Origin of the sequence: Devosia yakushimensis (assembly GCF_030159855.1) — a bacterium.
Lineage (GTDB): Bacteria > Pseudomonadota > Alphaproteobacteria > Rhizobiales > Devosiaceae > Devosia > Devosia yakushimensis.
Genome location: NZ_BSNG01000004.1, coordinates 186339 through 210120, shown reverse-complemented (window position 1 = coordinate 210120; position 23782 = coordinate 186339). Strand labels below are relative to the sequence as shown.

Genomic DNA, 23782 nt, shown 5'->3' with positions numbered 1-23782 from the left:
CCGTTAGATCGGAGTACCCCCTCCTAGCCTCCCCCTGATAGGGGAAGGGATCTCTCCACTCTTGAGGCTCGATCCAGCTCCAACCACAAGGCGGTCCCTCCCCCTATCAGGGGGAGGCTAGGAGGGGGTATCCGCTTGCCAAAAAACCCCTCAGCTCAACAACACCGCAATAATATCATCGTGAATAGCCTGCCAGTCTGCATCGGTAAAAGGGTGGAGACCGAAGCCGCGCAGGGCGAAGGCGCCTTCGGCGGCCAGCAGGGCGAGGCGGGCGCGACGGCCGCGTTCGGTTGCGGGATCGATATGGGCGAAGAGGCCCCGGTAATAGTCGATGGTTTCCTTGCGGAATTGGGGTGAGCGGATGAAGCTGGCCATGAGGGCAGCGGCGCGGCTGCCCCTGGCAGGATCGGCGCCCGCGCTGGCCTGCACATGGGCCAGGATATGGCGTTCGGAATGGTCCGGCGCCTTGGCGAGAAAGGCTTCGGCCAATTCGTCATACTCGGCCACGACGCGGGCTAGCATGGCGTCGATCAGAATGTCCTTGGTGGCGAAGGCATAAAGCACCCCGCCCTTGCTGACCCCGGCCTCGGCCGCCACCGCGTCGATGGTCAGATGGGCGGGGCCATCGCGCAAGACTACATGTTCGGCCGCATCAAGCAGCGCACCGCGATCTATCGTCTGACGTCGGCCCATGACCTGCCTCTCAAACACTTACCTTTCAAAACACTTCCCTCTTTTCAAACCGTCTGGACGGATATATATGGTGCGCTGTCCTATAACAATGGAATTCGCGCCTAGCGCAAAGAGGTTTTCGATGTCTTGGTCCGCCAATCGCTGGCTCACCCTGGTCGCCGTCATGCTGGCCTTCGTCCCTATCGTGGTCGACATGACGATCCTGCATATCGCCGTGCCCTCGCTCACGCTCGCCCTGGGCGCCAGCGGCACGGAAATCTTGTGGATCATCGATATCTATCCGCTGATGATGGCGGGTCTATTGGTGCCGATGGGCACGCTGGCCGACCGGCTGGGCTATCGCCGCATGATGCTGGTGGGGCTGGCGATCTTCGTTGTCGCCTCGGTGCTGGCCGCCTTTGCGCCGAGCGCGATGCTGTTGATCGGCGCCCGCGTGCTGCTGGCCCTGGGCGCCTCCATGGTCATGCCCTCCATTCTCGCCATTATCCGGCAGACCTTCGAGGACGATCGCGAACGCGCCATCGCGCTGGGCCTGTGGGGCACGGTGGGCTCGGCCGGCGCGGCTCTGGGGCCGCTGGCCGGCGGTATCCTGCTCGAGCATTTCTGGTGGGGTTCGGTCTTTCTGGTTAATGTGCCGATCATGCTGGTGGTGTGGCCGCTGGCCTATTTCGCCGTGCCCAAGCGCAAGCCGCAGGGTGGCGGCAATTGGACCATCGGACAGGCGCTGATCCTGATCGGCGGGCTGATCGCCACGGTCTATGCGGTCAAATCGGGCTTCAAAACGGGGTCTTCACCGCTGGTGACCGGGGCGACGCTCGTCATGGGGTTGAGCCTATTGGCCTGGTTTGCGCGCCAGCAATTGACCGCCGCTTCGCCCATGCTCGATCTCGCTCTCTTTGCCCGGCCGGCCATTTCCATGGGCATGATCATCGCGCTGGTCGTGTCCGGCTCGCTGGCGGGCGTGGAACTGACAATTGCCCAGGAGCTGCAATTCGTGGTGGGTAAGTCTCCCCTGGAAGCCGGACTGTTCATGCTGCCGCTGGTAGTGGCCTCGGCGCTGGGCGGACCGCTGGCGGGATATCTCACCAATCTGCTGGGCCTGCGGCTGGTGGCGGTGGCGTCGCTGGTGGTCTCGGCAGCCGCGCTAGCAGGGCTGGGCGTCAGCGATTTCCACCAGCCGGGCCTGGGCGTGATTGTGTGCATGGTGCTGCTGGGCCTTTCGCTCAGCATCGGGCTCACCGCTTCGTCCATCGCCATTATGGGCAGTGCGCCGGCTGAAAAGGCGGGCGCCGCAGGCTCGCTCGAGGCTACCGGCTATGAGCTGGGTGCGGGCCTGGGGATTACCTTTTTCGGCGTGCTGCTGGCGGCCAGCTATGGTGCGGGCATGATCGTGCCACAGACCCTTGCCGGACAGGTGCCCGAAGGGGCACTGCATTCGATCGGAGAGGCCATGGTGGCGGCCCAGGGCCTGGGCGGCGCCGAAGGGTTGGCGCTGGAAGCGGCGGCACGGCAAGCCTTTTCCAGCGCCCATGGCACGGTGCTGCTGACCGCGGCCAGCCTTATCGGCATCCTGGCCATCGCGGTACTGATCGCGCTGCGCAATTATCGCGAGCCTGCCGCCGTGGTTGCCAGGCAGCACTAAAGGCAAAATAAAGGGCGGCCCCGAATGGAGCCGCCCTTTATTTGCCCGCCAAGCAATTACAGCGCGTAGAGTGTCAGATTGGCCGAGGTGCCATCGATGCCCACAATATCGCTCACGCTATAGCCCTGCGCTTCAATGGCGCGGGTCAGCTGGGCATTATTGCTCAGGCGGCTCTGCAGCGCGGCAGTATCAGTGTCGAACTTGAGGCTGGAGGCCTCCCCGGCATTGACCTTCTGCACATTGGCGAACTGGGCCGTGCCGATGGCATTGAGCGCGGTATAGCCGCCATTGGCGTTGAACGGGCTGGCAGAAGCTGCGCCAGCGCCGGCGATAAGCACGGTCGAAATGGCAATGATCTTGAACATTTTCATAATAAAATCCTTTGGTTAGATTTAGGCACGTCGTCTGGAAGTCGGAAGGAATTACGCTTGGGCGGACCAAAAAGTTTCAACGATAGGTGCGATTTTCTGAACACTGGCGCGTGAACGCGGTGTTTGGACGCACTAATGCGAAGGAATGGAACCCGGCGGCACAGTGGGCCTTGCCTTGGGGCAGCTTTGCCCCTATAGAGCCCACTTCTCCGGACCGCCCGGCCAACAGGCATGCCGTGGCGGTTCTTGAATGCGATGGGCCCCAATCCATCCAAATACTCTAAAGGACCCGCAAAATGCCCAAGATGAAGACGAAATCTGGCGCGAAAAAGCGTTTCAGTTTCACAGCGACCGGTCGTGTCAAGGCTGGTGTCGCAGGCAAGCGCCACCGTTTGATCAACCACAACGCAAAGTACATCCGCACCAACCGCGGCACCAAGATCCTCAGCAAGGGCGACGAGGGTCTGGTCAAGTGGTACATGCCGTACAACCGCTAAAACGCTGAAAAGGAAGCTGACACATGTCACGCGTTAAAAGAGGCGTTACCAACCACGCCCGCCACAAAAAAGTTTTGAAGGCAGCGGAGGGCTATTATGGCCGCCGCAAGTCTACGATCCGTATCGCCAAGCAGGCCGTCGAAAAGGCCGGCCAGTACGCGTATCGCGATCGTCGCGTCAAGAAGCGCAATTTCCGCGCGCTGTGGATCCAGCGCATCAATGCCGCCGTGCGCGATCACGGCCTGACCTATGGCCGATTTATCGACGGCCTCAGCAAGGCTGAGGTTGCCGTCGACCGCAAGGTGCTGAGCGATCTGGCGATCACCCAGCCTGAAGCGTTCGGCGTGCTGGTCGCAAAGGCCAAGGCAGCTCTGGCGTATCTCGAAGGCGTCGAAAAGACGACCCACGAGCGCGTCTCCGCCTAATACCTCGCTTACGCTGAGGCCCAAATTGACGCCTTGCGCTATCCCGAAAGGGCTGGCGCGAGGCGTTTTGTTTTGGTCTAACGCCCGCAGTTCATTTGGAAGCCTTTAGATGTCCCTCGATAGCCAGATCGATACCCTCCGCACCGAACTTTCGGCCGCCATTGCCAATGCCGGCGATGAGGCGGCGCTGGACAGCGTGCGCGTCGCGGCTCTCGGCAAGAAAGGCAGCGTCTCGGCGCTGCTGGCCTCGCTGGGCAGCATGGCGCCGGAAGACCGCAAGAGCGCCGGCCCGGCCATTAATGGGCTCAAGCAGGAAATTGCCGGGCTGATCGAGGCCAAGAGCGCAGCCCTCAAGGCGGCGGCACTCGATATCAGGCTCAAGGCCGAGACGGTCGATATCACCCTGCCCCTGCAACCGGCGCCGACGGCGCGTGGGCGCATTCACCCGATCAGCCAGACCATTGACGAGATCACCGCGATCTTTTCCGACATGGGTTTCTCGATCGCCGAAGGGCCCGATATCGAGACCGATTATTTCAACTTCACCGCGCTCAATTTCCCCGAAGGCCATCCGGCCCGGGAAATGCACGACACATTCTTCATGAAGCCGGGCGCCGATGGCGTCAAAAAAGTGCTGCGCACCCATACCTCGCCCGTGCAGATGCGGGTGATGCAGAAGACCAATGAAAAGCCGGCCGCCAGCTATCTGACGCCGCCGATGGATCCGCCGATCCGCGTGGTGATGCCTGGCCGCACCTATCGCAATGACTCAGACCAGACCCATACGCCCATGTTCCATCAGGTCGAGGGGCTGGTGATCGACAAGTCGAGCCATATCGGCCAGCTGCGCTGGGTGCTGGAGGAATTCCTCAAGGCCTATTTCGAAGTGCCCAATGTGACGCTGCGCTTCCGGCCGAGCTTCTTCCCCTTCACCGAGCCCTCAATGGAAGTGGACGTGCAATGCGACCGCTCGGGCAATGAGGTCAAGATCGGCGAAGGCAGCGATTGGCTCGAAATCCTGGGCTGCGGCATGGTGCATCCCAATGTCATCCGTAATGCCGGGCTCGACCCCGATGTCTATCAGGGCTTTGCCTGGGGCATGGGGATCGACCGTATCGCCATGCTGAAATATGGCATGCCCGATCTGCGCGCCTTCTTTGATGCCGACCAACGCTGGCTCAATCATTACGGCTTCCGCCCGCTCGACCTGCCGACGCTGTTCGGGGGGCTGAGCAGCTAAAGCCAATGGCCAATCTGCCCTCTCCCTATACCGATGCCATCACGTTCAGCTTTGGCGACTCGCCGGAGCTGAACGAGCAATTGCTTGGCCTGGTGCTGGCCGGCAAGAAGACCGCGACCTGCGGCGCGCTGCGCGATTATCAGCAGGGCAAGGAAGCCATGCCGGTGGCGGGACGGCGCGATGTGGTGCTCAATGGCGCAGGCGAGCCGGCGGCGGTGATCGAGACGCTGTCGGTTGAGATCAGGCGCTTTGACCACGTCGAGCCCAGCTTTTCCGATCTTGAAGGCGAAGGCCCCTATGCGCAATGGCGCGCCGAGCATGAAGCCTATTTCACGCGCAATGGCGGGTTTTCGCCTGAGATGGACGTGGTCTGCGAGCGCTTCAAGCTGATCGAAGTGCTGGCGGCCGGGCGGGCGCTCTATAATCAGGTGGCGAGCCCGATCTTCATCGTCACCGATATCGAGAGCGATGGGCCGACGCCGCTGCATAATTCCATGCTGAGCTTTGCTTCGGTCGCCATCGAGGCCGATGGCACGCTGCATGGCGAATTCGAGGCGCAGCTGACCCAACGGCCGGACCGGACCACGAACGAACAGACCATGGCCTGGTGGGCAACCCAGCCCGAGGCGTGGGAAGCAACCACGGCCAATGCCGAGGCGCCCGCTCTGGTGATGCCGCGCTTTGCCGATTGGGTGGAAAGCCTGCCGGGACCAAAGGTGTTTGTCGCGGCGCCGATGATTTTCGACGGGCTGTGGATGGACCATTACCTGGACGAATTTGCCGGGACGCGCGTGCTGAGCGGGCCGTTCAAGACGCGCCAGATTTTCCGTGGCGGCGGCATCTGCCTTTATACCATGGCCGGCACCCTGCGCGGCGCGCCCTATCTTGATTGGGGCATGAGCAAGCTGCCGGCCGAGTTTTACGGCCATATCGCCCATACCCACAAAGCCATCGACGATGCGCGGGGCTTTGCCCATGTGCTGGTCGAATTGTTCAAGATTTCCCGTGCGCTGCCCCCTATCACCGGCAGCAAGTCCGATTTCCGTTAAGGTGCCAAAACAATGAAATTCACCCTCGATTGGCTCAAGGAGCACCTCGACACCACGGCTTCGGTGGACCAGATCGGCACGGCGCTGACTTCGGTCGGACTGGAGCTGGAAGGCGTCGAAAACCAGGGCAAGGCGCTGTCGGCCTTTGTCGTGGCCCATGTGGTTTCGTCCGAACGCCACCCCAATTCGGATCACCTCAATATCTGCAAGGTGGATGCCGGCACGGGCGAATTGATCGACGTGGTTTGCGGTGCGCCCAATTGCCGGACGGGCCTCAAATCGGTGTTCGCTTTCCCCGGTACCTATATTCCGGGCAAGGATTTCGAGCTCAAGGCAGGGGTCAGCATTCGCGGGGCGCCGTCCAATGGCATGCTGTGCTCGGCGGCGGAACTGGAACTCTCCAACGACCATGACGGCATTATCGAGCTGCCGGCCGATGCGCCGATCGGCGCAAAATATGTCGACTATGCCGGGATCAATGGCGTGGTGTTCGACATCGCCATCACCCCCAATCGCGGCGACGCCACCGGCGTTTATGGCGTGGCACGGGACTTGGCGGCGTTCGGGCTGGGGACGTTGAAGCAGACCGACATGTCGCCGGTACCCTCCAAGGGCAAAAGCCCGATTGCGCCGCTGCCGCAGATTTTTGCCGATGACGAACCCAAGACCATCCGCAAATTTGCCGGCCGCTATATCAGGGGTGTCCGCAATGGGCCCTCGCCGGACTGGCTGCAGCAGCGCCTGCGGGCGGTGGGCCTGCGGCCGATCAATACCATTGTAGACATTACCAACCTGGTGTCGCTGGGCTGGGGACGGCCGCTGCATGCCTATGATGCCGACAAGATTGTTGGCGCGCCGCTGCTGCGCAATGCCAAACCGGGCGAGGCATTCGACGCGCTGGACAACAAGGTCTATGCGCTGGACGAGACCATGACGGTGATTGCCGACGATGCCGGCCCGCTATGCCTGGGCGGCATTATGGGCGGCATCCGCTCGGGCGTGACCGAGGGCACAACCAATGTGTTCATGGAATGCGCCAGCTGGGACCCCGAACTGGTGGCCCGCACCGGCCGCAAGACCGGCATCGTTTCGGATGCCCGCTATCGGCTGGAGCGCTCGGTTGATCCGGCGCTGACCGAGCCGGGGCTGGAACTGGCAACGCGCCTGGTGCTGGAGCTGTGCGGCGGCGAGCCGATGGAGCCGGCCATTTCGGGCGAGGACGTGTTCCCCAACACAGTTGTCGAATTCCCGCTGCGCGAAGTCGGGCGGTTGACCGGGCTGGACCTTGGAGCCGAACGGATCGAAGCGATCCTGACATCGCTGGGTTTCGTGCTCTCGGGCAATGGCGAGACACGTAGTGTCAAGGTGCCGAGCTGGCGTCCGGATGTGACGCAGAAGGCGGATCTGGTCGAAGAAGTGATGCGCATGGTGGGCGTGGACAATGTGCCCGTCGAGCCGCTGCCGCGCCTCAACCATGTTGCCCAGCGCATGCTGACCAATATCCAGAACCGCCGCCGCATTGCGCGGCGCGCGCTGGCGGCGCGTGGCCTCGACGAGGCGGTGACCTGGTCGTTCATTCCCCATGCCGAGGCCGTGCGCTTTGGTGGCGGGCAGGAAAGCCTGCAATTGGCCAATGCTATCGCCTCGGATATGACGGACATGCGGCCCTCGCTGCTGCCGGGCCTCCTGGCAGCGGCGCGGCGCAATGCCAATCGCGGCATAGCCGATCTGGCGCTGTTTGAAGTGGGCCAGGTGTTTTTGAGCGATGCGCCGGACGGGCAGCATACCTATGCCACCGGCATCCGCACCGGCACGGCCAGGCTCGATGGCGCTGGGCGGCGCTGGAACGGCAAGGCGGAAGCGGTCGGCGTATTCGACGCCAAGGCCGATCTCGGCGCGCTGCTCGATGCGCTGGGCCTCGATATCGACAAGGTGCAGATTTTTGCCGAGCCGGCGCCCTGGAGCCACCCAGGCCGGGGCGGGCGCATTGCGCTCAACCCCAAGGTGACTTTGGGCTGGTTTGGCGAGCTGCATCCGGCCTGGGCGGCCGAACTCGATATCGAAGGACCGGTGGTGGCGTTCGAACTCGATCTCGATGCCCTGCCCGAAGCCCGCAAGAAGGCGACCAGGACCAAGCCGGCGCTGACCCTCTCCGGGCTGATGCCGCTGTCGCGCGATTTCGCCTTTGTGGTGGATAAGGGCGTGAGTGCCGCGGCCATTCTCAAGGCGGCGCGTGGGGCCGACAAGGGCCTGATCGCCGATGTGAGCGTGTTCGACGTGTTCGAAGGCAGCCATGTCGGGGAGGGCAAGAAGTCGGTCGCCATCGAGGTGACATTGCAGCCTTTGGACAAGACCCTGACCGATGAGGAGATCGACAAGGTCTCCGCCTCCGTGGTGGCCGCGGTGACCAAGGCGAGTGGCGGGGTGCTCAGGGCTTAGGCTCAGGGCTACATCTCGCCATACCCACCGGGTTCACCCTCCCCTTGATGGGGAGGACTACTGAATCCTGTGGGTAGGGAGATAGTGCCCAACAGCGGGAACGTTGCTGGACAAAGCCGGGGCGAACCAGTCAAATCCGGCCATGAGCGAACCCCGATTCCCCGATGTTATGCTGCTGGCGGCGGGCCTGGGCACGCGGTTGCGGCCGGTGACCGAGAGCCTGCCCAAGCCCCTGGTGCCGGTTCATGGCGTGCCGCTGATCGAGCGGATCATGGGTAATGCCCGGGCCGAGGGCGCCAAGCGGTTCGTGGCCAATGCGCATTACCGGGCCGATCAGGTGCTGGCCCATTTCGGCGGGCTGCTCAAGGTCAGCCGCGAGGATGAGTTGCTGGGCACCGGGGGCGGGGTCAAGCGGGCGCTGCCCATGCTGCATTCGGACCCCATCTTCGTGATGAATACCGATGCCTTCTGGCCGGAAGGCCAGGACCGGCCGTTGGGCCGGATGATCGGGCGCTTCGAGCGGGAGGACGAGGCCGTCGTGCTGCTTTGCGTGCATCCCCGGCAGGCAACCGGGTTTGATCGCAGCCATGATTTTTGCCTGGACCCACTAGGACAGATCACCCGCGATTATGGTGCGCCGGTGATCTATGGCGGGGTGGCGCTTTTGGGCAAAAGCTGGTTCAGCGCCGTGCCGGACGAGGCCTTTTCCCTGAACGCGATTTTCGAGGCGGCGCTGGAACGCGAAGCCCTGTTCGGCGTGGCGCTCGATGCCGACTGGTACCATGTGGGCGACCCCAAGGCGCTGGCCGAGACCGAGCGGCTCCTGGCCCGATGAGCCTTTATTCCATACCGCCGCATGAGCGGTTTCTCGCCACGCTGGCCGAGCGGGTGATGGATGGCACGCTGCTGGGCGGCTGGGATCAATCGAGCCCTTTCTGGCTGAGCGATGTCACCATCGTCGTGCCGACACGGCGGGCCCGGCTGGCGCTGGCCGATGAATTTGCCCGGCGCGGCAACGGGCTATTGCCCGATATCCGCACCTTTGGCGGCGACGTGAACGACGAGGAACCCTTCCTGCCGCCGTTCGACAGCGCCGCGCCCCTCCCCGCAGCGACGGCGCTGGAGCGGCGGCTGGTGCTGTCGCGGCTGGTGGCGGCCTGGGCGGAGACGCCCGATGGGCGGCGCGCCTTTTCGACCCCGCCAACCGCGGCCGAAATTCTCTCCATGGCCGAATCGCTGGGTGCGCTCATCGATGACCTACTGACCGAGGAGCGCAGCGCCGCCGATATCCGCGCCATTGTGCCTGAACTCGGCGGCGAGCTGGGCGCCTATTGGCAGCAAACGCTGACCTTTCTCGATATCGCGCTCAGCTATTGGCCGCAGCGGCTGGCGGCCAAAGGGCTCGAGGACAGTATGAAGCTGCGTGGCCTGCGGCTTGACCGGCAGGCCGAGGCTGCGCCTTTGCTCTGGGGCGATCGGCCGGTGATCGCGGCGGGCTCGACCGGCTCGATCCCGGCGACGGCCCGGCTGCTCAGGGCTATTCACCTGTTGCCGCGCGGGGCAGTGGTGCTACCGGGGCTCGACTGCTCCATGAGCGAGGCCGATCATGCCGCCCTGCTCGACGAGGCCAATAATCCCCATGGCCATCCGCAATATGGCTTGGCGCGGCTGCTGCGCCATCTGGGCGCCGGTGTCGATGCGGTGACCGAGCTGGGACAGCCCGACAATCTGCGCACCATATTGGTCAATCGCGCGCTGGCGCTGACCAAGGATACGGCGCGCTGGCCCGGACAGAGATTGACCCAGCTCGAAATCGGCATGGCCTGCGATGGTCTCTCCATCATTGCCGGACGCAACGAGGATGAGGAGGGGCGAGCGGTGGCGCTGGCGGCGCGGCAGGCGCTGGCCGGGGGCAAGAGCGTGGGTATCGTCACGCCCGACCGGAACCTCGCTCGCCGCATCGCCGCCGAACTCAAGCGCTTCGATATCGAGGTCGATGACGCGGCGGGAGCGCCGCTGTTCCAGTCGGCGGCGGGACGATTGCTGCGGCAGATATTGACCCTGGCCGCCGGCAATTGCGCGCCGGTGGACCTGATGGCGCTGCTGCGGCACCGGGCGGCCCTGTTCGGCATGGCGCGCGCGGACATTGCCCGGCTGGCCGACGATATCGAGCTTGGCCTGTTGCGCGGGCAGCGGCCCAATCCGGGGCTGGCGGGCCTGCGGGCCCTGCTGGCGGACAATGTCGCGGGGGTGACCGCTCATGTTGCCCGGCGGCTGCATGAGCGGCAGGCGGAAGCCATCGCGGCGCTGTTCGGCCGTATCGAGGCGGCACTGGCGCCGTTGCTGGCCCTGATGGGGGAAAGCCGGATCAGCGCCGGGGCACTGGCGGAGGCGATCTGTCGGGCATTCGATGCGGTGGCCGATGGCGCCGAAATTCCGGGCCGCACGGAATTGGCCGACTGGGCAAGCCAGATGGCGGCGCAAGCGGAAGAGGGGCACAGCTTTCCCCCTCGCGGGCTCGATAGCGTATTGGCCGCGCTGATGACCGGGTTCCAGGTGCGGACGCGTGAGGAGCGGCGCAGTGACATCGCCATCTGGGGGCAGCTTGAAGCGCGGTTGATGAACCCGGACCTGTTGATCCTCTGCGCGCTCAACGAGGACAAATGGCCCGAGGCGGCCGATCCAGGACCCTGGCTCAGCCGCGGCATGCGGCTGGCGGCGGGGCTGGAACCGCCCGAGCGGCGGCAGGGCCTCGCGGCGCATGACTTTGCCCAGGGTCTGGGCAATGACAGCATCATCATCGCCTATTCCGGCCGCATCGGCACCAGCCCGGCTTTGCCCTCGCGGCTGGTGCAACGGCTGGAAGCCTTTGCCGGCGAGGACAATGTGGCAGCCTGGCAGAAACGCGGCGAAACCTGGCTGGAGCAGGCCCGGCGGCTGGACGCGGTGACCGAGACACGGGCGGCCAGCAGGCCGGCGCCCAATCCCCCCGTCGAGACAAGGCCGCGCCAGCTCTCGGTTACCGAGATCGAGACGCTGCTGCGCTCGCCTTATGACATTTACGCGCGCCATGTGCTGGGGCTGCGGCCGCTCGATGCGCTGGGCGAAACGCCCGAGGCGCGCGAACGCGGCACCATTATCCACGATATCCTGGCCCGCTTCGTCGAGGAGGGGCATGACGTGATGGCGGCCAATGCCATCGACCTGTTGCGGCAATTTGCGGTGGAGGCGTTTGCGGGTCTCGAAGGCATTGCCGAACGCCGCGACATCTGGCTCCGGCGGTTCGAGACGGCGGCGCGGCAATTTCTCGATTTCGAGCGCGAGCGCAATGGGGCGGTGCGGCGGCGCCATGCCGAAATCGAGGGCCTCTGGCCGCTGCCCACCGGCTTCACCCTCAAGGGGCGCGCCGACCGGGTGGATGAAATGGTCGATGGGAGCCTGCAAATTCTCGACTTCAAGACAGGCTCGCTGCCGGCACCCGGCGCGATGAAGGCGTTCGAAGCTCCGCAAATGCTGCTCGAAGCGCAGATGGCGCGGGCCGGGGCCATGGCGGGCGTGCCGGCGGCGGATAGTTCAGGGCTGACCTATATCAAGATCGGGCTGGGTCCCGAGGCTTTCAGCCCCCGGGATTTCTCGTTGGGCGAAGGCCATACGATCATGAGTGCGGCCGCCGAAATCGTCGAGCGCATGCAGCGCCATGTCGACTTCTTCCTGTTCAACGACATGCCGATGCCGGCCCGTATCCTGCCGCTCAAGACGCAGCGTTTCGCCGGCGCCTATGACCATCTGGCGCGGGTCGACGAATGGACAGCGGTGGATGAAGACGAGGAGGACGGGTTTTGAGCGAGCGCGGCAAGCCCGTCATCTCCGCCGAGACCCGGACCAATCAGGCGCGGGCGGCAGACCCGAACCTTTCCATCTGGGTGTCGGCCAATGCCGGCTCGGGCAAGACTTTCGTGCTGACCCGGCGCGTGTTGCGGCTGCTGCTGGCAGGGGCCACGCCGCAATCGATCCTGTGTCTCACCTATACCAAGGCGGCGGCGGCCGAGATGCGGGGCCGTATTGCCAAGGAGCTGGCGCGCTGGGCCATTCTGCCCGAACCCGACCTGGTGCGGGAGCTTAAGGATATCGAGGGCAGCGCCTATCGGCCGGCCCTGATCGAGCGGGCGCGCACCTTGTTCGCCCAGGCGCTGGAAACGCCGGGCGGGCTCAAGATCGTCACCATCCACGCCTTCTGCGAATCGGTGCTGCATCGCTTTCCGCTGGAAGCGGGCGTGCCCTTCGATTTCAAGGTGATCGAGGATGAAGAACGCATCCAGCTGCTGACGCAGACGCGTGAGGCAGTGCTGGCGCAGGGCCTGCGTGGCGAAGGCGCCACGGCGGCGGTGGAAACGCTGTTTGGCCTATTGAGCGATTTCGCACTGGGCGATGCGATCGAACTGGCGCTGACCGATGGCCGCAAACTCAAGGCGGTGCTCGCCGATATTCCCCGCGCCAAGGCCAATCTGGGGCGCCTGGTGGGCCATGACGGGGTGGGCTCGGCCCAATTGCAGCACCGGCTGACCAGCGAAAGCCTGCTGACGCCGGAAGGCATAAGGGAGATCGTGCGGCTCTTTGGCGGCGATCCCAGCGGCAATAACCGCTTTGTCGACCTCCTTGCGCGCCTCGACCCCGCGGCTTTGGACGGCGGGCAATTGCGCACGGCCTTTCTCACCGACAAGGGCACGGCTCGCAAGCTGCTGACGGCCAAGCAGCAGGCGGACCGGCCCGATATTCTGGCGCGGCTCGAAGCCGAGCAGGATCGGGTCAGCAAGCTGGTCGATGCTCTAAGCACGGCACTGCTGGTGGAACGCAGCGAGGCGCTGCTCGATGTGGTGGCGCTGATCGCCAGCCGCTACCAGGCCCATAAGCGGGCCCGCTCGCTGCTCGATTTCGACGATCTGGTCGAAAAGCTCGGCGATCTCCTCGAAAATCCCGATGCGGGACCCTGGGTGCAATATAAGCTCGATACCGGGATCGACCATATTCTGGTCGATGAAAGCCAGGACACCAATCCCGAGCAATGGCGGGTGGTGCGGGCCATTGCCGACGAGTTCTTCAATGGCGCCGGGGACGTCACGCGCCTGCGCTCGCTCTTTGCCGTGGGTGACCAGAAGCAGTCGATCTATTCCTTCCAGGGGGCCGAACCAACCCTGTTCGGGGAAACGGGTGATCTGTTCCGGCGCCGCGCGGCCGAGGTCGAGGTGCCGTTCCTGCCGCTACGACTGCATATGAGCTTTCGCACCCTGCCCGAGGTGTTGCGAGCGGTCGACAAGGTCAGCGACGACCCCAATATCCAGAATGCGCTGCTGGAAAGCGACAAGGTACATCACGATACCAGCCGCCCGACCAATGGGGGCAGCGTCTGGCTATGGCCGCCCTTGCAACAGGGGACAGCGACGGGCGATGCCAGGGAATGGCCGGTGGAACCGGCCGAAGGCGGTGAAAAAACCGCGCCGCGTCAGGTCGCCGAACGCATTGCGCGGGAAATCAAGGGCTGGATCGACAGCAAGCGGCCGCTGACCAATCGCGGGCGGCCGGTGCGGCCCAATGACGTGCTGATCCTGGTGCAATCGCGCGGGGCGATGTTTCAGGAGGTGATCCGGGCCTTGCGGCAGGCCGGGCTGCCCACGCCCGGCGCCGACCGGCTGGCCGTGTCCGACCATATTGCCGTACTGGACCTCTTGGCGCTCTGCGACGTGCTGCTCAACCCGGCCGATAACCTGCAATTGGCGGCGCTGCTGCGCTCGCCATTGTTCGATATCGACGAGGACGAATTGTTTGCGCTGGCGCAGCCGCGCGACCGGGGGCGGACGCTGTGGCAGGCGCTGGAGGCCGCGGTCACACCGGGCTGTGTCGAAGCCCATCGGGCGCTCGCGCGCTGGCGGGGCGAACTCGACTTCGAACGGCCTTTCGAATTTTTGACCCAGGTGCTCTATGCCGAAGGCGGGTTGCGCCGGTTTCATGCCCGGCTGGGCGAGGAAGTGGACGAGGTTTTCGCCGAATTGCTGGAACTGGCGCTGGCCCATGAACAGGGACCGCAGCCCTCGCTACAGGGCTTTGTCGTCGCCATGCGACAAAGCGCAGTGTCCATCAAGCGCGAATTGGCCGAAGCGGGCAATGGCGTGCGGGTGATGACCGTGCATGGCGCCAAGGGCCTCGAAGCGCCGATCGTCATTCTGGCCGATGCGGCGAGCAAGCCGCAGGGCAATCAGGTCAACCGGCCGGTTTATCTTCTGACCGAGGCGCCGGGGCCGCTGCTGGTGCATGCCTCGGGCAGCAAGAGCCATGTGCCGGGGAGCCTGAGCGTCAAAAGCCAGGTCGAGACCAATCTGGCCAAGGAATATTGGCGCCGGCTCTATGTCGCCATGACGCGGGCCGAGGACGAGCTTTATGTCACCGGCGCGCTGACGCCGGCTGCCAAGGCCGAGCGGCAGCTGGAAGGCACCTGGTATCAGGCGATCGAACGGGCGCTGCGTGCGGAGGCCGAGATCGTGCATGACGCGGAGGGCCAGGAAACCGCCCTCATCTATCCGCGCGAGCGGGTCGCGCCGCAGCCGGTCAAAAGCCTCACCAGCCCGGTGCCGGCGGCAAGCCTGCCCCAGGCTTTTGCCGCCGTGCCGGCGCCCCGGCCGGTGCCGCTGGTTTCCCCCTCCTCGGCCCGTGGCCATGTGCGGCCGGTCGCGGCGCTGGATAGCCTGGCCCAACAGGCGCGCGATGCCGAAGCGGCGCGGCGCGAAGGAATAGCGCTGCACGCCCTGCTGCAGCATCTGGGGCGGGTGGACCGGGCACTGTGGCCCGCAATCGTGCCCAAGGCGCTGATGGCGCTGCTGCCCGAGGCGGCGGGGCAGCATGAACGGATTGGCGCCAAGGCCATGTCCATTCTGACGCGGCCGGAGCTGGCAGGGATATTCGCGCCCAATAGCCGGGCGGAAGTGCCGTTCCTAGTGGAAGCATGTCGGGATGGCGCGCCGATCCGGTTGGCCGGAAGGATCGACCGGCTGGTGATTGACGACTCAAGACTAATGGTGATCGACTACAAGTCCGACATGTCGGTGCCCGGGGGGCCGGGCGATGTGCCGGGGCCGTATTTGACGCAATTGGGGTTGTATGCGCTGGTTGCAAGCCAGCTTTTCCCCGACCGGAGCGTGGAGGCGGCTATTCTATGGACAGGACTGGAATCGTTAATGATTTTGCCGTCTGATCTGCTTGTCGAAGCGGCGAAGGGCTTCACCTTGCGGTGACGTAAGCTTGCAGCAAGGCTGGACTCTCACCAGCTTTGGGAGCAATGAGACCACCGCTTTCAACCCATAAGGCAACATAACCCATGACTACACACGTTTCCGACGCCAATTTTGGCGAGGAAGTCCTTAACTCCAAAGAGCCCGTTCTCGTGGATTTCTGGGCGGAGTGGTGCGGGCCGTGCCGCGCGATCGCACCCGTGCTCGATGAGCTTTCGAGCGAATTGGCCGGCAAGGTCAAGATCGTCAAGCTCAACATTGACGAGAACCCGTCCACCACCGTCAAATACGGTGTCCGTTCCATCCCCACCATGATCCTGTTCAAGGGCGGGGAAGCTGCCGATATGAAGATCGGCGCCGGTACGCCCAAGGCCGGGCTGACCAAGTGGCTCGAAGGCCACGCAGCCTAACAGCTGGCTTTAGAAATTGCAGAACACCGCTGGGGCAACCCGGCGGTGTTTTTGTTTGCGCTATGTGAATGGGTCGGGCCCGGTAACGAACACAACATGTTGTGCTTTTCATTTGCTCCGACTCGGCGCAATCTCCATCGCTCTTTACCGATGGAGATGATCATGGCCCACCACGTTACCGACGCCGATTTTGCTGCCGAAGTGCTGAATTCCAGCGAGCCGGTGCTGGTGGATTTCTGGGCGGAATGGTGTGGCCCCTGCAAGGCGATGGATCCGATCCTGGAGCAGGTGGCAATCGACCTGGCCGGCAAGGTCAAGATCGTCAAGCTCGACGTGGACAGCAATCCCGGCACCGTGACGCAATATCATGTGCGCGCCATGCCCACCATGATCGTGTTCAAGGACGGCCAGCCGGCCGATGTCAAAGTGGGCGCAGGCCAGTCGCGCGCTCAGCTGACCAAGTGGCTCGAGAGCCACACCGCCTGATTGGCGGAGATCACCGGGCCTGATAGCTTCCAGTCATAAAAAGACTAAGGGAGACAGGCCCGATGGCCCCAATCGATCTCAGCGCCGCCCCGTTCAACCTCGATGACGAGGCCATGGCCTGGGTGCATGCCACTCGCGACAGCCTGACCCCGCGCGACAAGCTGGCGCAGCTCTTCGTGCTTCTGGCGCGGGGCGAGCCTGGCGACGTGCTCGAGCAATTGCGGGCTTTCAAGCCCGGCGGCATTACCCGCATCTATTCGGGCGATCTGGCGAGCGAGGTGGCGCTGGCGCAGGCCCTTGATGGCATTGGCAGTGTGCCCATGCTGGTCAGCGCCGATCTCGAAGGCAGCCGCATGAGCCTGCCCTTCGGTACGCCCGTGCCCAATCCGCTGGGGCTGGCGGCGGTGGACGACGTGGAAGCGACCAGCGCCATTTCCGCCATCATGGCGCGGGAAGCCCATGCTTTGGGGCTCAATTGGAGCTTTACCCCGGTCATCGATATCAATGCGGCCTTCCGCAGCGCCATTGTCGGCACCCGATCCTACGGCAGCGAAGTGGACCGGATCGAGCGGCACGCGCTGGCTCAGATCGCTGCCTTCCAGGCCAATGGCGTCGCCGCCACGGTCAAGCATTGGCCGGGCGAAGGCTATGACGACCGCGACCAGCATCTGGTGACCACGGTCAATCCGCTGACCATGAAGGCGTGGGAAAGCAATTTCGGCCGACTCTATCGCGCCGCCATCAAGGCAGGCGTGATGAGCGTGATGTCGGGCCATATCGCCTTTCCCGCCTTTGTGCGAGCGCTCGATCCCGAGGCGGGCGCGGAAGCCTACCGCCCCGCATCGCTGAGCCGGATTTTGAATGAAGACCTGTTGCGGCGCGAACTGGGGTTCAATGGCCTCATTGTTTCCGATGCCACGCCCATGGCCGGCATGGGCGATTGGGGGCCACGCGACAGCGTATTGCCCGAGGTGATCATTGCCGGCTGCGATGTGATCCTGTTCTCGGACGACCCCAATGCCGATCTGATGCGGCTGGTCAAAGCCGTCGCGGATGGACGGCTGAGCCAGGAGCGGGTGGACGAGGCGGTGACGCGGGTGCTGGCGCTCAAGGCGGCGCTGGGTCTGCATCGCAATCCCAGCCAGCCCAGCCTCGAAACAGCCCAACAGGTGGTGGGCAGCCGGGCCAACCGGCAGATCGCCGAAGCCGTGCATCGGCGGGTGCCGACCCTGGTCAAGGATGTGGCTGGCCTCTTGCCGCTGTCACCGGCCAGGCACAAGCGCGTGCTGGTATTTTCAGGCGGCGCGGTCATTCCCTTCGTGCCGCAGCCACTGCCGCTCAGCATCCCCGAGCGACTGGACCGGGAGGGGTTTGCCGTGACCCTGTTCGAACCCGGCATGAGCGTCAGCCCCAAGGATTATGACCTGATACTCTATCTCTTCGCCGAAGAGACCGTGCTGACGCGCAGCCGGATTTTCCTCGATTGGGTCAAGCTCACCGGCAGCGTGTTCGACGGCATGGCGCGCTATTGGCACGATATCCCCACCCTGATGATCAGCCTGGGCTATCCCTATTATCTCTATGACGCGCCGCGCGTGCCCACCTATGTCAATGCCTATGGCTCGAGCGAAGCGCTGCAGGCCGCGGTGGTGGAGGCGCTGCTGGGGCGGACGGAATTTGCCGGGACCAGCCCGGTGGATGCGTTTTGCGGGAGTGAGCAGGCGAAATATTGAGACGCTTGACCCATTTCGTGCGCGCCGGCTCTATCGCCTCCCTCCCCCTTGAGGGGAGGGTCGGGGTGGGGGTCGTTGGGTTTTGTGCAAGAGCAGGCAGACCCCCACCCTAGCCCTCCCCTCAAGGGGGAGGGGACGCATGACCCGCTGCCCGGTGGCGGTTTACTCCGGAAACGTCCCGTTCTTGAGCAGCACCTGCCCCGCCAGATAGAGCGAGCCCGAGATCACCACCCGGGCATTGGGCGTGGTGGCGGCCGATTTAAGCGCGGCTTCGATGGTTCTGGCGGCGCTGGCCTTGAAGCCGGCCTTACTGGCTTCCTCGGCAATGTAGCGAGCCTCATGGGCATTGGGCTCGCCCGGAATGGTGAGCGTGATGATCCGCTCGGCCATGCCTTCGAAAGGGGCGAGGACCGCCGCGGGCGAGCGGGTGTTCATCATGCCCATGATCAACACCAGCGGCGCGGGACGGGCGCGGTTCATATCCTCCAATGCCCGGGCCAGGGCCCGCGTGCCATGGGCATTGTGGCCGCCATCGAGCCAGAGCTCGGCGCCGGGGCCCAACAGATCGCGCAGCTTGCCCGCGACCGGGGAGAGCCGGGCCGGCCAGACGACATCGCCCAGGCCCTGGGCCATGGCCGCCTCATCGACCGGCAGGCCGAAATGGCGGATGGCAGCGATGGCGACACCGGCATTTTCGAACTGGTGATTGCCGATGAGTTTTGGCGGCGGCAGATCGAGCAGGCCCTTATCGTCCTGATAGATCAGCCGGCCATCCTGGGCGAAGGCGTCGAAATCCTCGCCGCCAACGAAGGGGACGACACCCAGCCTGGCCGCGACACGATTGATCGAGGCGAGCCCCTCTTCTGCCTGGCGGGCAATCACGGCGGGAGAGCCGCGCTTCATGATATTGGCCTTTTCGACCGCGATCTTGCCGATCGTATTGCCCAGGAATGCCATGTGATCGAGATCGACCGGGGTGATGATGATGCCCAGCGGGTGCTCGACCACATTTGTCGTGTCATAGGTGCCGCCCATGCCCACTTCGAGCAGCAGGTAATCAGCCTTGATCTCGGAAAACAGCACGAAGGCGGCCGCCGTGGTCACCTCGAAATAGGTGATGGGCTGGCCGGCATTGACCTGTTCGACCCGCTCCAGCACCGCATTGAGCCGGCGGGTGGAGACCAGCTTGCCCGCCAGCCGGATGCGCTCGTTGAAGCGAACCAGATGGGGCGAGGTATAGACATGGACCGACTTGCCCGCCGCCTCCAGCATGGCGCGGAGATAGGCGATGGTCGAGCCCTTGCCATTGGTGCCGGCGACATGGATGACGGGCGGCATATGGTGATCGGGGCGGCCGAGATCGTCCAGCAGCCGATTGAGCCGCTCAAGGCTGAGGTCGATCAGCTTGGGATGCAACATCGAAAGGCGCTTGAGAATGGCGTCGGTACGGGACATGGGCAGACTCGATTGCGGCACGGAACGGCCGGCCGGGTTTACAATGGGTCGGATTGCGCCTCAAGGGCAGCGTTGACGCTAGGGCCAATCGACATTCACTCAGGCTGAGCCGAAAATGGTGGTTTTCGAGAACCGGAGCGCAGCGTACGTTTTGGTACGTGAGCACCGGAAGCGCAGAAAACCGCCATTTGCAGGCCAGCATCAGATGAATGTCGATTGGCCCTAGCCCCGGCCACGATAGGAGGGCACGCCCGTATCGGGCAGCCAGATGCCCTCGGGCGGGGTGCCAGTCTGCCAGAACACGTCGATGGGGATGCCGCCGCGCGGATACCAATAGCCGGCTATGCGCAGCCAGCGCGGATCGAGCAGGGCCACCAGCCGCCTGCCGATGGATACGGTGCAATCTTCGTGAAACGCGCCGTGATTGCGGAACGAGGTCAGATAGAGCTTGAGCGACTTGGATTCGACCAGCCAGTCGCCGGGCACATAATCGATGACCAGATGGGCGAAATCGGGCTGGCCGGTGACCGGGCAGAGCGAGGTGAATTCGGGCGCGGTGAAGCGGGACACATAATCGGTGTCGGCTTGCGGATTGGGCACACGCTCGAGAATGGCGGCTTGGGGGGAAGCGGGAATGCCGGCGCTTTGGCCGAGCTGGGTGAGATTGAGATTATCGGACATCAAGGTTTCTCCTGCGGACAGGCAATACAGACCTGCGCAGGATGTCGATTAGAGCCTTCCGCCGCATAAAAAAAGGCCGGTCGCTATGGACCGGCCTTCACAACATGGCATTTCGCCAAATTATTCGGCGTGGGCGGCGCTGGGCGCAGCCAGATCACCATCATCGCCCTCGGCCGCGATGGCGGCATCGCGCAGGCTGATGGCGGGAAGCGCGGCAGACGTGCCGTTCAATTCATCGCTGGGCTCGGCGCGGGTCAGGATGCCGGCGAGCGAGCCGATGGTGGAGCGCAGATTGTGGCGGTGGACGACCATGTCGACCATGCCATGTTCATGCAGATATTCGGAGCGCTGGAAGCCCTTGGGCAGCTTTTCACGGATGGTCTGCTCGATGATGCGGGCGCCGGCAAAGCCGATACGGGCGCCGGGCTCGGCCAGATGCACATCGCCCAGCATGGCATAGGAGGCGGTGACGCCGCCGGTGGTTGGGTCGGTAAAGACCACGAAGAAGGGCAGGCCCGCTTCGCGCAGGCGCAGCACGGCAACGGTGGTGCGCGGCATCTGCATCAGCGAGAAAATGCCTTCCTGCATGCGCGCGCCGCCGGAGGCGACGAAGAGCACGAAGGGCGTCTTGCGGGAGACCGCGGTTTCGAGCCCGGTAATGATGCCCTGCCCTGCCGCCATGCCGAGCGAGCCGCCGATGAAATCGAAATCCTGCACGGCCGCCGTGGTGTCGCGGCCATAGAGCTTGCCGGTGGCGACGATGACGCTGTCATCATAGCCGGTCTTGGCGCGGCTTTCCTTGAGGCGGTCGGTATAGCGCTTCTGGTCGCGGAACTTGAGGGGATCGACCGGCACGGCAGGCACCGGCACGAGATCATATTGGCCTTCGTCAAAGAAGGTCGCCAGGCGATCGGCCGGCTTGATCTTCATGTGATAGCCCGAATTGGGCACCACCCACTGATTGGCCTCGAGATCGCGGTAGAACACCATCTCGCCGGACTCGGGGTCTTTTACCCAAAGGTTCTCCGGCGTCTCGCGCTTGTTGGAGAGGAAAGAGCGAATTTTGGGGCGGACGAAATTGTCGATCCAGTTCATGGCGGCGGCCTTATCGGGGTGTCCTGTCGGGACAGGACATAATGATCAATTGTGGCGGATATTATCAGGGGTGGCGGCGGAGGGCAAAGTCGGGGTGGGGAAAGCGTTACCTTTCACCGGGTCATTCCGGAATCCAGGCTGTGCCCGTTCCCCGCACTGGATGCTGGTGACGGGATCCCGGCCTGCGCGATGATACAGTGACCGTTGCAACACCGCGCTAGGAGCGCGCCCGCTTTGCACCAGCGGCCAGGCCCGCCACGATGTCGCGCACGGCGCTGACGGTCCGGTCGGTCGCCTTGCCATCGGCCAGCGACTGGCCCACCGCATCGACCAGCACCGTGCCCACGACCACGCCATCGGCATAGCGGCCGATTTCGGTGGCATCTTCGGGCGTCTTGATGCCGAAGCCGACCGCAACCGGCAGATCGGTATGGCTCTTGATGCGTTCGACGGCCTCGCCCACAGCGGCGCGCGACTTGATGGCGGCGCCGGTAATGCCGGTCATCGAGACATAGTAGACAAAGCCCGACGTGTTCTGGAGCACGGTCGGCAGGCGCTTGTCATCGGTGGTGGGCGTGGTGAGGCGGATGAAATTGAGACCGGCCTTGAGGGCGGGAATGCACAATTCCTCGTCTTCCTCGGTAGGCAGGTCGACGACGATGAGGCCATCGACACCGGCATCCCTGGCGGCCGCCAGGAACTTATCGACGCCGAAACTATAGATCGGGTTGTAATAGCCCATCAGCACGATGGGGGTGGTCTCGTCCTTGCGGCGGAAATCCTCGACCATGCCGAGAACACCGCGCAGCGTCATGCCGCCGGCGAGGGCCCGCTGCCCACCCAGCTGGATCGCAACGCCATCGGCCATGGGGTCGGAAAAGGGCATGCCGAATTCGATAATATCAGACCCGGCCTGCGGCAGGGCTTCCATGATCGCCTGGCTGGTGGCGAGGTCGGGATCGCCGGCCATGACATAGGTGACGAGGGCGGGCCGGTTGGCGGCCTTGGCTTCGGCGAAGCGTTTTTCGATGCGAGAGGTCATGGTCTAGAGCAGCCCCAGATAATTGCCGACGCTTTCGACGTCCTTGTCGCCGCGCCCCGAAAGGCACAGCACGACGGACTGGTCCTTGCCCAAAGTGGGCGCCAGCTTGATGACCTGGGCCAGGCCATGGGCCGATTCGAGCGCGGGAATGATGCCCTCCATCCTGGTGCAGAGCTGGAAGGCGGCCAGGGCTTCATCGTCGGTGATGGGCACATAGGTCACGCGCTTGGTGTCATGCAGGAAGGAATGCTCCGGGCCGACGCCGGGATAGTCCAGGCCCGCCGAGATGGAATGGCCTTCCAGAATCTGGCCGTCCTTGTCCTGCAACAGATAGGTGCGGTTGCCATGCAGCACGCCGGGACGGCCGCCGGTCATGGAAGCGGCGTGGCCGTTTTCAACATCGATGCCATGACCACCGGCCTCGGCGCCATAAATGGCGACTTCAGGGTCATCCAGGAAGGCGTGGAACGTGCCGATGGCATTGGAGCCGCCGCCGACGCAGGCGACGATCGCGTCGGGCAACTTGCCCTCGGCCTCCTTGAACTGTTCCTTGAGTTCGGTGCCGATGACCGATTGGAAATCGCGCACCATTTCGGGATAGGGATGGGGGCCAGCGGCCGTGCCGATCAGGTAATAGGTGGTGTCGACATTGGTGACCCAGTCGCGCAGCGCCTCGTTCATGGCGTCCTTGAGCGTGCCGGCGCCGGCGGTGACCGGACGAACCTCGGCGCCCAGCATTTTCATGCGCAGCACATTGGGCTTTTGCCGCTCGACGTCGGTGGCGCCCATGAAGATGGTGCAGGGCAGATCGAACTTGGCGCAGACCGTGGCCGTCGCCACGCCATGCTGGCCGGCGCCGGTTTCAGCGATGATGCGGGTCTTGCCCATGCGCTTGGCGAGCAGGATCTGGCCCAGGCAATTGTTGATCTTGTGGGAGCCGGTATGGTTGAGCTCTTCGCGCTTGAACCAGACCTTGGCGCCACCCAGATGCTCGGTGAGGCGCTTGGCGAAATAGAGCGGGCTGGGGCGGCCGGTGTAATGGACCGCCAAGTCCTTGAGCTCGGCCTGATAGACCGGATCGGTCTTGGCGGCGCGGTATTGCTGCTCGAGATCGAGGATCAGCGGCATCAGGGTTTCGGCGACGAAACGGCCGCCATAGAGCCCGAAACGGCCATGCTCGTCCGGGCCGTTGCGCAGGGAATTGATGCCGTCCATTGATGGTCCTCTCGATGCCCCTCGACAGG

Annotated in this window: 19 protein-coding genes; 12 read left to right on the top strand and 7 right to left on the bottom strand. The window is 64.1% G+C overall.

Annotation, left to right across the window (positions count from 1 at the left end):
• Positions 1-150: 150 nt before the first annotated feature.
• Positions 151-693, bottom strand: coding sequence for a TetR/AcrR family transcriptional regulator (locus tag QQL79_RS21590; RefSeq protein ID WP_284394293.1), 543 nt, complete (start codon positions 691-693; stop codon positions 151-153).
• A 121-nt stretch (positions 694-814) separates the two neighbouring features.
• Between QQL79_RS21590 and QQL79_RS21585 the strand changes: the two genes are divergently transcribed.
• Entirely contained in the window at positions 815-2335 is a 1521-nt protein-coding gene (locus QQL79_RS21585) for an MFS transporter (protein WP_284394290.1), read from the top strand.
• 56 nt (positions 2336-2391) lie between these two features.
• Here QQL79_RS21585 and QQL79_RS21580 read toward each other — a convergent pair whose 3' ends face one another.
• A complete protein-coding gene (locus QQL79_RS21580) occupies positions 2392-2706 on the bottom strand; it encodes a hypothetical protein (protein ID WP_284394288.1) in 315 nt (104 codons plus the stop codon).
• 296 nt (positions 2707-3002) lie between these two features.
• Between QQL79_RS21580 and rpmI the strand changes: the two genes are divergently transcribed.
• From rpmI to QQL79_RS21520, 11 genes are all read left to right on the top strand, one after another.
• Positions 3003-3203: a 50S ribosomal protein L35 gene (gene rpmI / locus QQL79_RS21575; RefSeq protein WP_035099236.1), complete on the top strand. Its 201-nt coding sequence runs from the start codon at positions 3003-3005 to the stop codon at positions 3201-3203.
• A 23-nt stretch (positions 3204-3226) separates the two neighbouring features.
• Positions 3227-3628, top strand: coding sequence for a 50S ribosomal protein L20 (rplT, locus tag QQL79_RS21570; protein WP_284394282.1), 402 nt, complete (start codon positions 3227-3229; stop codon positions 3626-3628).
• Between the two features lie 109 nt (positions 3629-3737).
• Positions 3738-4868, top strand: coding sequence for a phenylalanine--tRNA ligase subunit alpha (gene pheS / locus QQL79_RS21565; protein ID WP_284394280.1), 1131 nt, complete (start codon positions 3738-3740; stop codon positions 4866-4868).
• A 5-nt stretch (positions 4869-4873) separates the two neighbouring features.
• The gene (locus tag QQL79_RS22545) at positions 4874-5917 is read left to right on the top strand and encodes an ASCH domain-containing protein (RefSeq protein WP_348523196.1); all 1044 of its coding nucleotides are present in this window, start codon (positions 4874-4876) and stop codon (positions 5915-5917) included.
• Positions 5918-5929: 12 nt separating this feature from the next.
• On the top strand, positions 5930-8356 hold the full coding sequence (gene pheT, locus QQL79_RS21550) for a phenylalanine--tRNA ligase subunit beta (RefSeq protein WP_284394278.1): 2427 nt from the start codon (positions 5930-5932) through the stop codon (positions 8354-8356).
• A 142-nt stretch (positions 8357-8498) separates the two neighbouring features.
• A complete protein-coding gene (locus QQL79_RS21545; RefSeq protein ID WP_284394276.1) occupies positions 8499-9191 on the top strand; it encodes a nucleotidyltransferase family protein in 693 nt (230 codons plus the stop codon).
• Positions 9188-12199, top strand: a complete 3012-nt coding sequence (gene addB, locus QQL79_RS21540; protein WP_284394274.1) for a double-strand break repair protein AddB — start codon at positions 9188-9190, stop codon at positions 12197-12199. Before QQL79_RS21545 ends, addB begins: the two co-directional genes overlap by 4 nt.
• Entirely contained in the window at positions 12196-15639 is a 3444-nt protein-coding gene (gene addA / locus QQL79_RS21535) for a double-strand break repair helicase AddA (RefSeq protein ID WP_284394272.1), read from the top strand. The genes addB and addA overlap by 4 nt, the downstream gene beginning before the upstream one ends.
• Before the next feature lie 83 nt (positions 15640-15722).
• Positions 15723-16046, top strand: a complete 324-nt coding sequence (gene trxA / locus QQL79_RS21530; RefSeq protein WP_035099248.1) for a thioredoxin — start codon at positions 15723-15725, stop codon at positions 16044-16046.
• Between the two features lie 162 nt (positions 16047-16208).
• Positions 16209-16532, top strand: coding sequence for a thioredoxin (gene trxA, locus QQL79_RS21525; protein WP_284394270.1), 324 nt, complete (start codon positions 16209-16211; stop codon positions 16530-16532).
• Between the two features lie 62 nt (positions 16533-16594).
• On the top strand, positions 16595-18265 hold the full coding sequence (locus QQL79_RS21520) for a glycoside hydrolase family 3 protein (protein ID WP_284394267.1): 1671 nt from the start codon (positions 16595-16597) through the stop codon (positions 18263-18265).
• Between the two features lie 162 nt (positions 18266-18427).
• On the opposite strand, the gene QQL79_RS21515 is transcribed toward QQL79_RS21520, so the two are convergent.
• The 5 genes from QQL79_RS21515 to trpB all read right to left on the bottom strand — a co-directional run bounded on the left by QQL79_RS21515 (position 18428) and on the right by trpB (position 23753).
• Positions 18428-19720: a bifunctional folylpolyglutamate synthase/dihydrofolate synthase gene (locus tag QQL79_RS21515; protein ID WP_284394266.1), complete on the bottom strand. Its 1293-nt coding sequence runs from the start codon at positions 19718-19720 to the stop codon at positions 18428-18430.
• A 222-nt stretch (positions 19721-19942) separates the two neighbouring features.
• A complete protein-coding gene (gene queF / locus QQL79_RS21510; protein WP_284394264.1) occupies positions 19943-20401 on the bottom strand; it encodes a preQ(1) synthase in 459 nt (152 codons plus the stop codon).
• Between the two features lie 120 nt (positions 20402-20521).
• Entirely contained in the window at positions 20522-21496 is a 975-nt protein-coding gene (accD, locus tag QQL79_RS21505; protein WP_284394262.1) for an acetyl-CoA carboxylase, carboxyltransferase subunit beta, read from the bottom strand.
• A gap of 217 nt (positions 21497-21713) precedes the next feature.
• Positions 21714-22538: a tryptophan synthase subunit alpha gene (trpA, locus tag QQL79_RS21500; protein ID WP_284394260.1), complete on the bottom strand. Its 825-nt coding sequence runs from the start codon at positions 22536-22538 to the stop codon at positions 21714-21716.
• Between the two features lie 3 nt (positions 22539-22541).
• The gene (gene trpB / locus QQL79_RS21495) at positions 22542-23753 is read right to left on the bottom strand and encodes a tryptophan synthase subunit beta (RefSeq protein ID WP_284394259.1); all 1212 of its coding nucleotides are present in this window, start codon (positions 23751-23753) and stop codon (positions 22542-22544) included.
• Positions 23754-23782 lie beyond the last annotated feature (29 nt).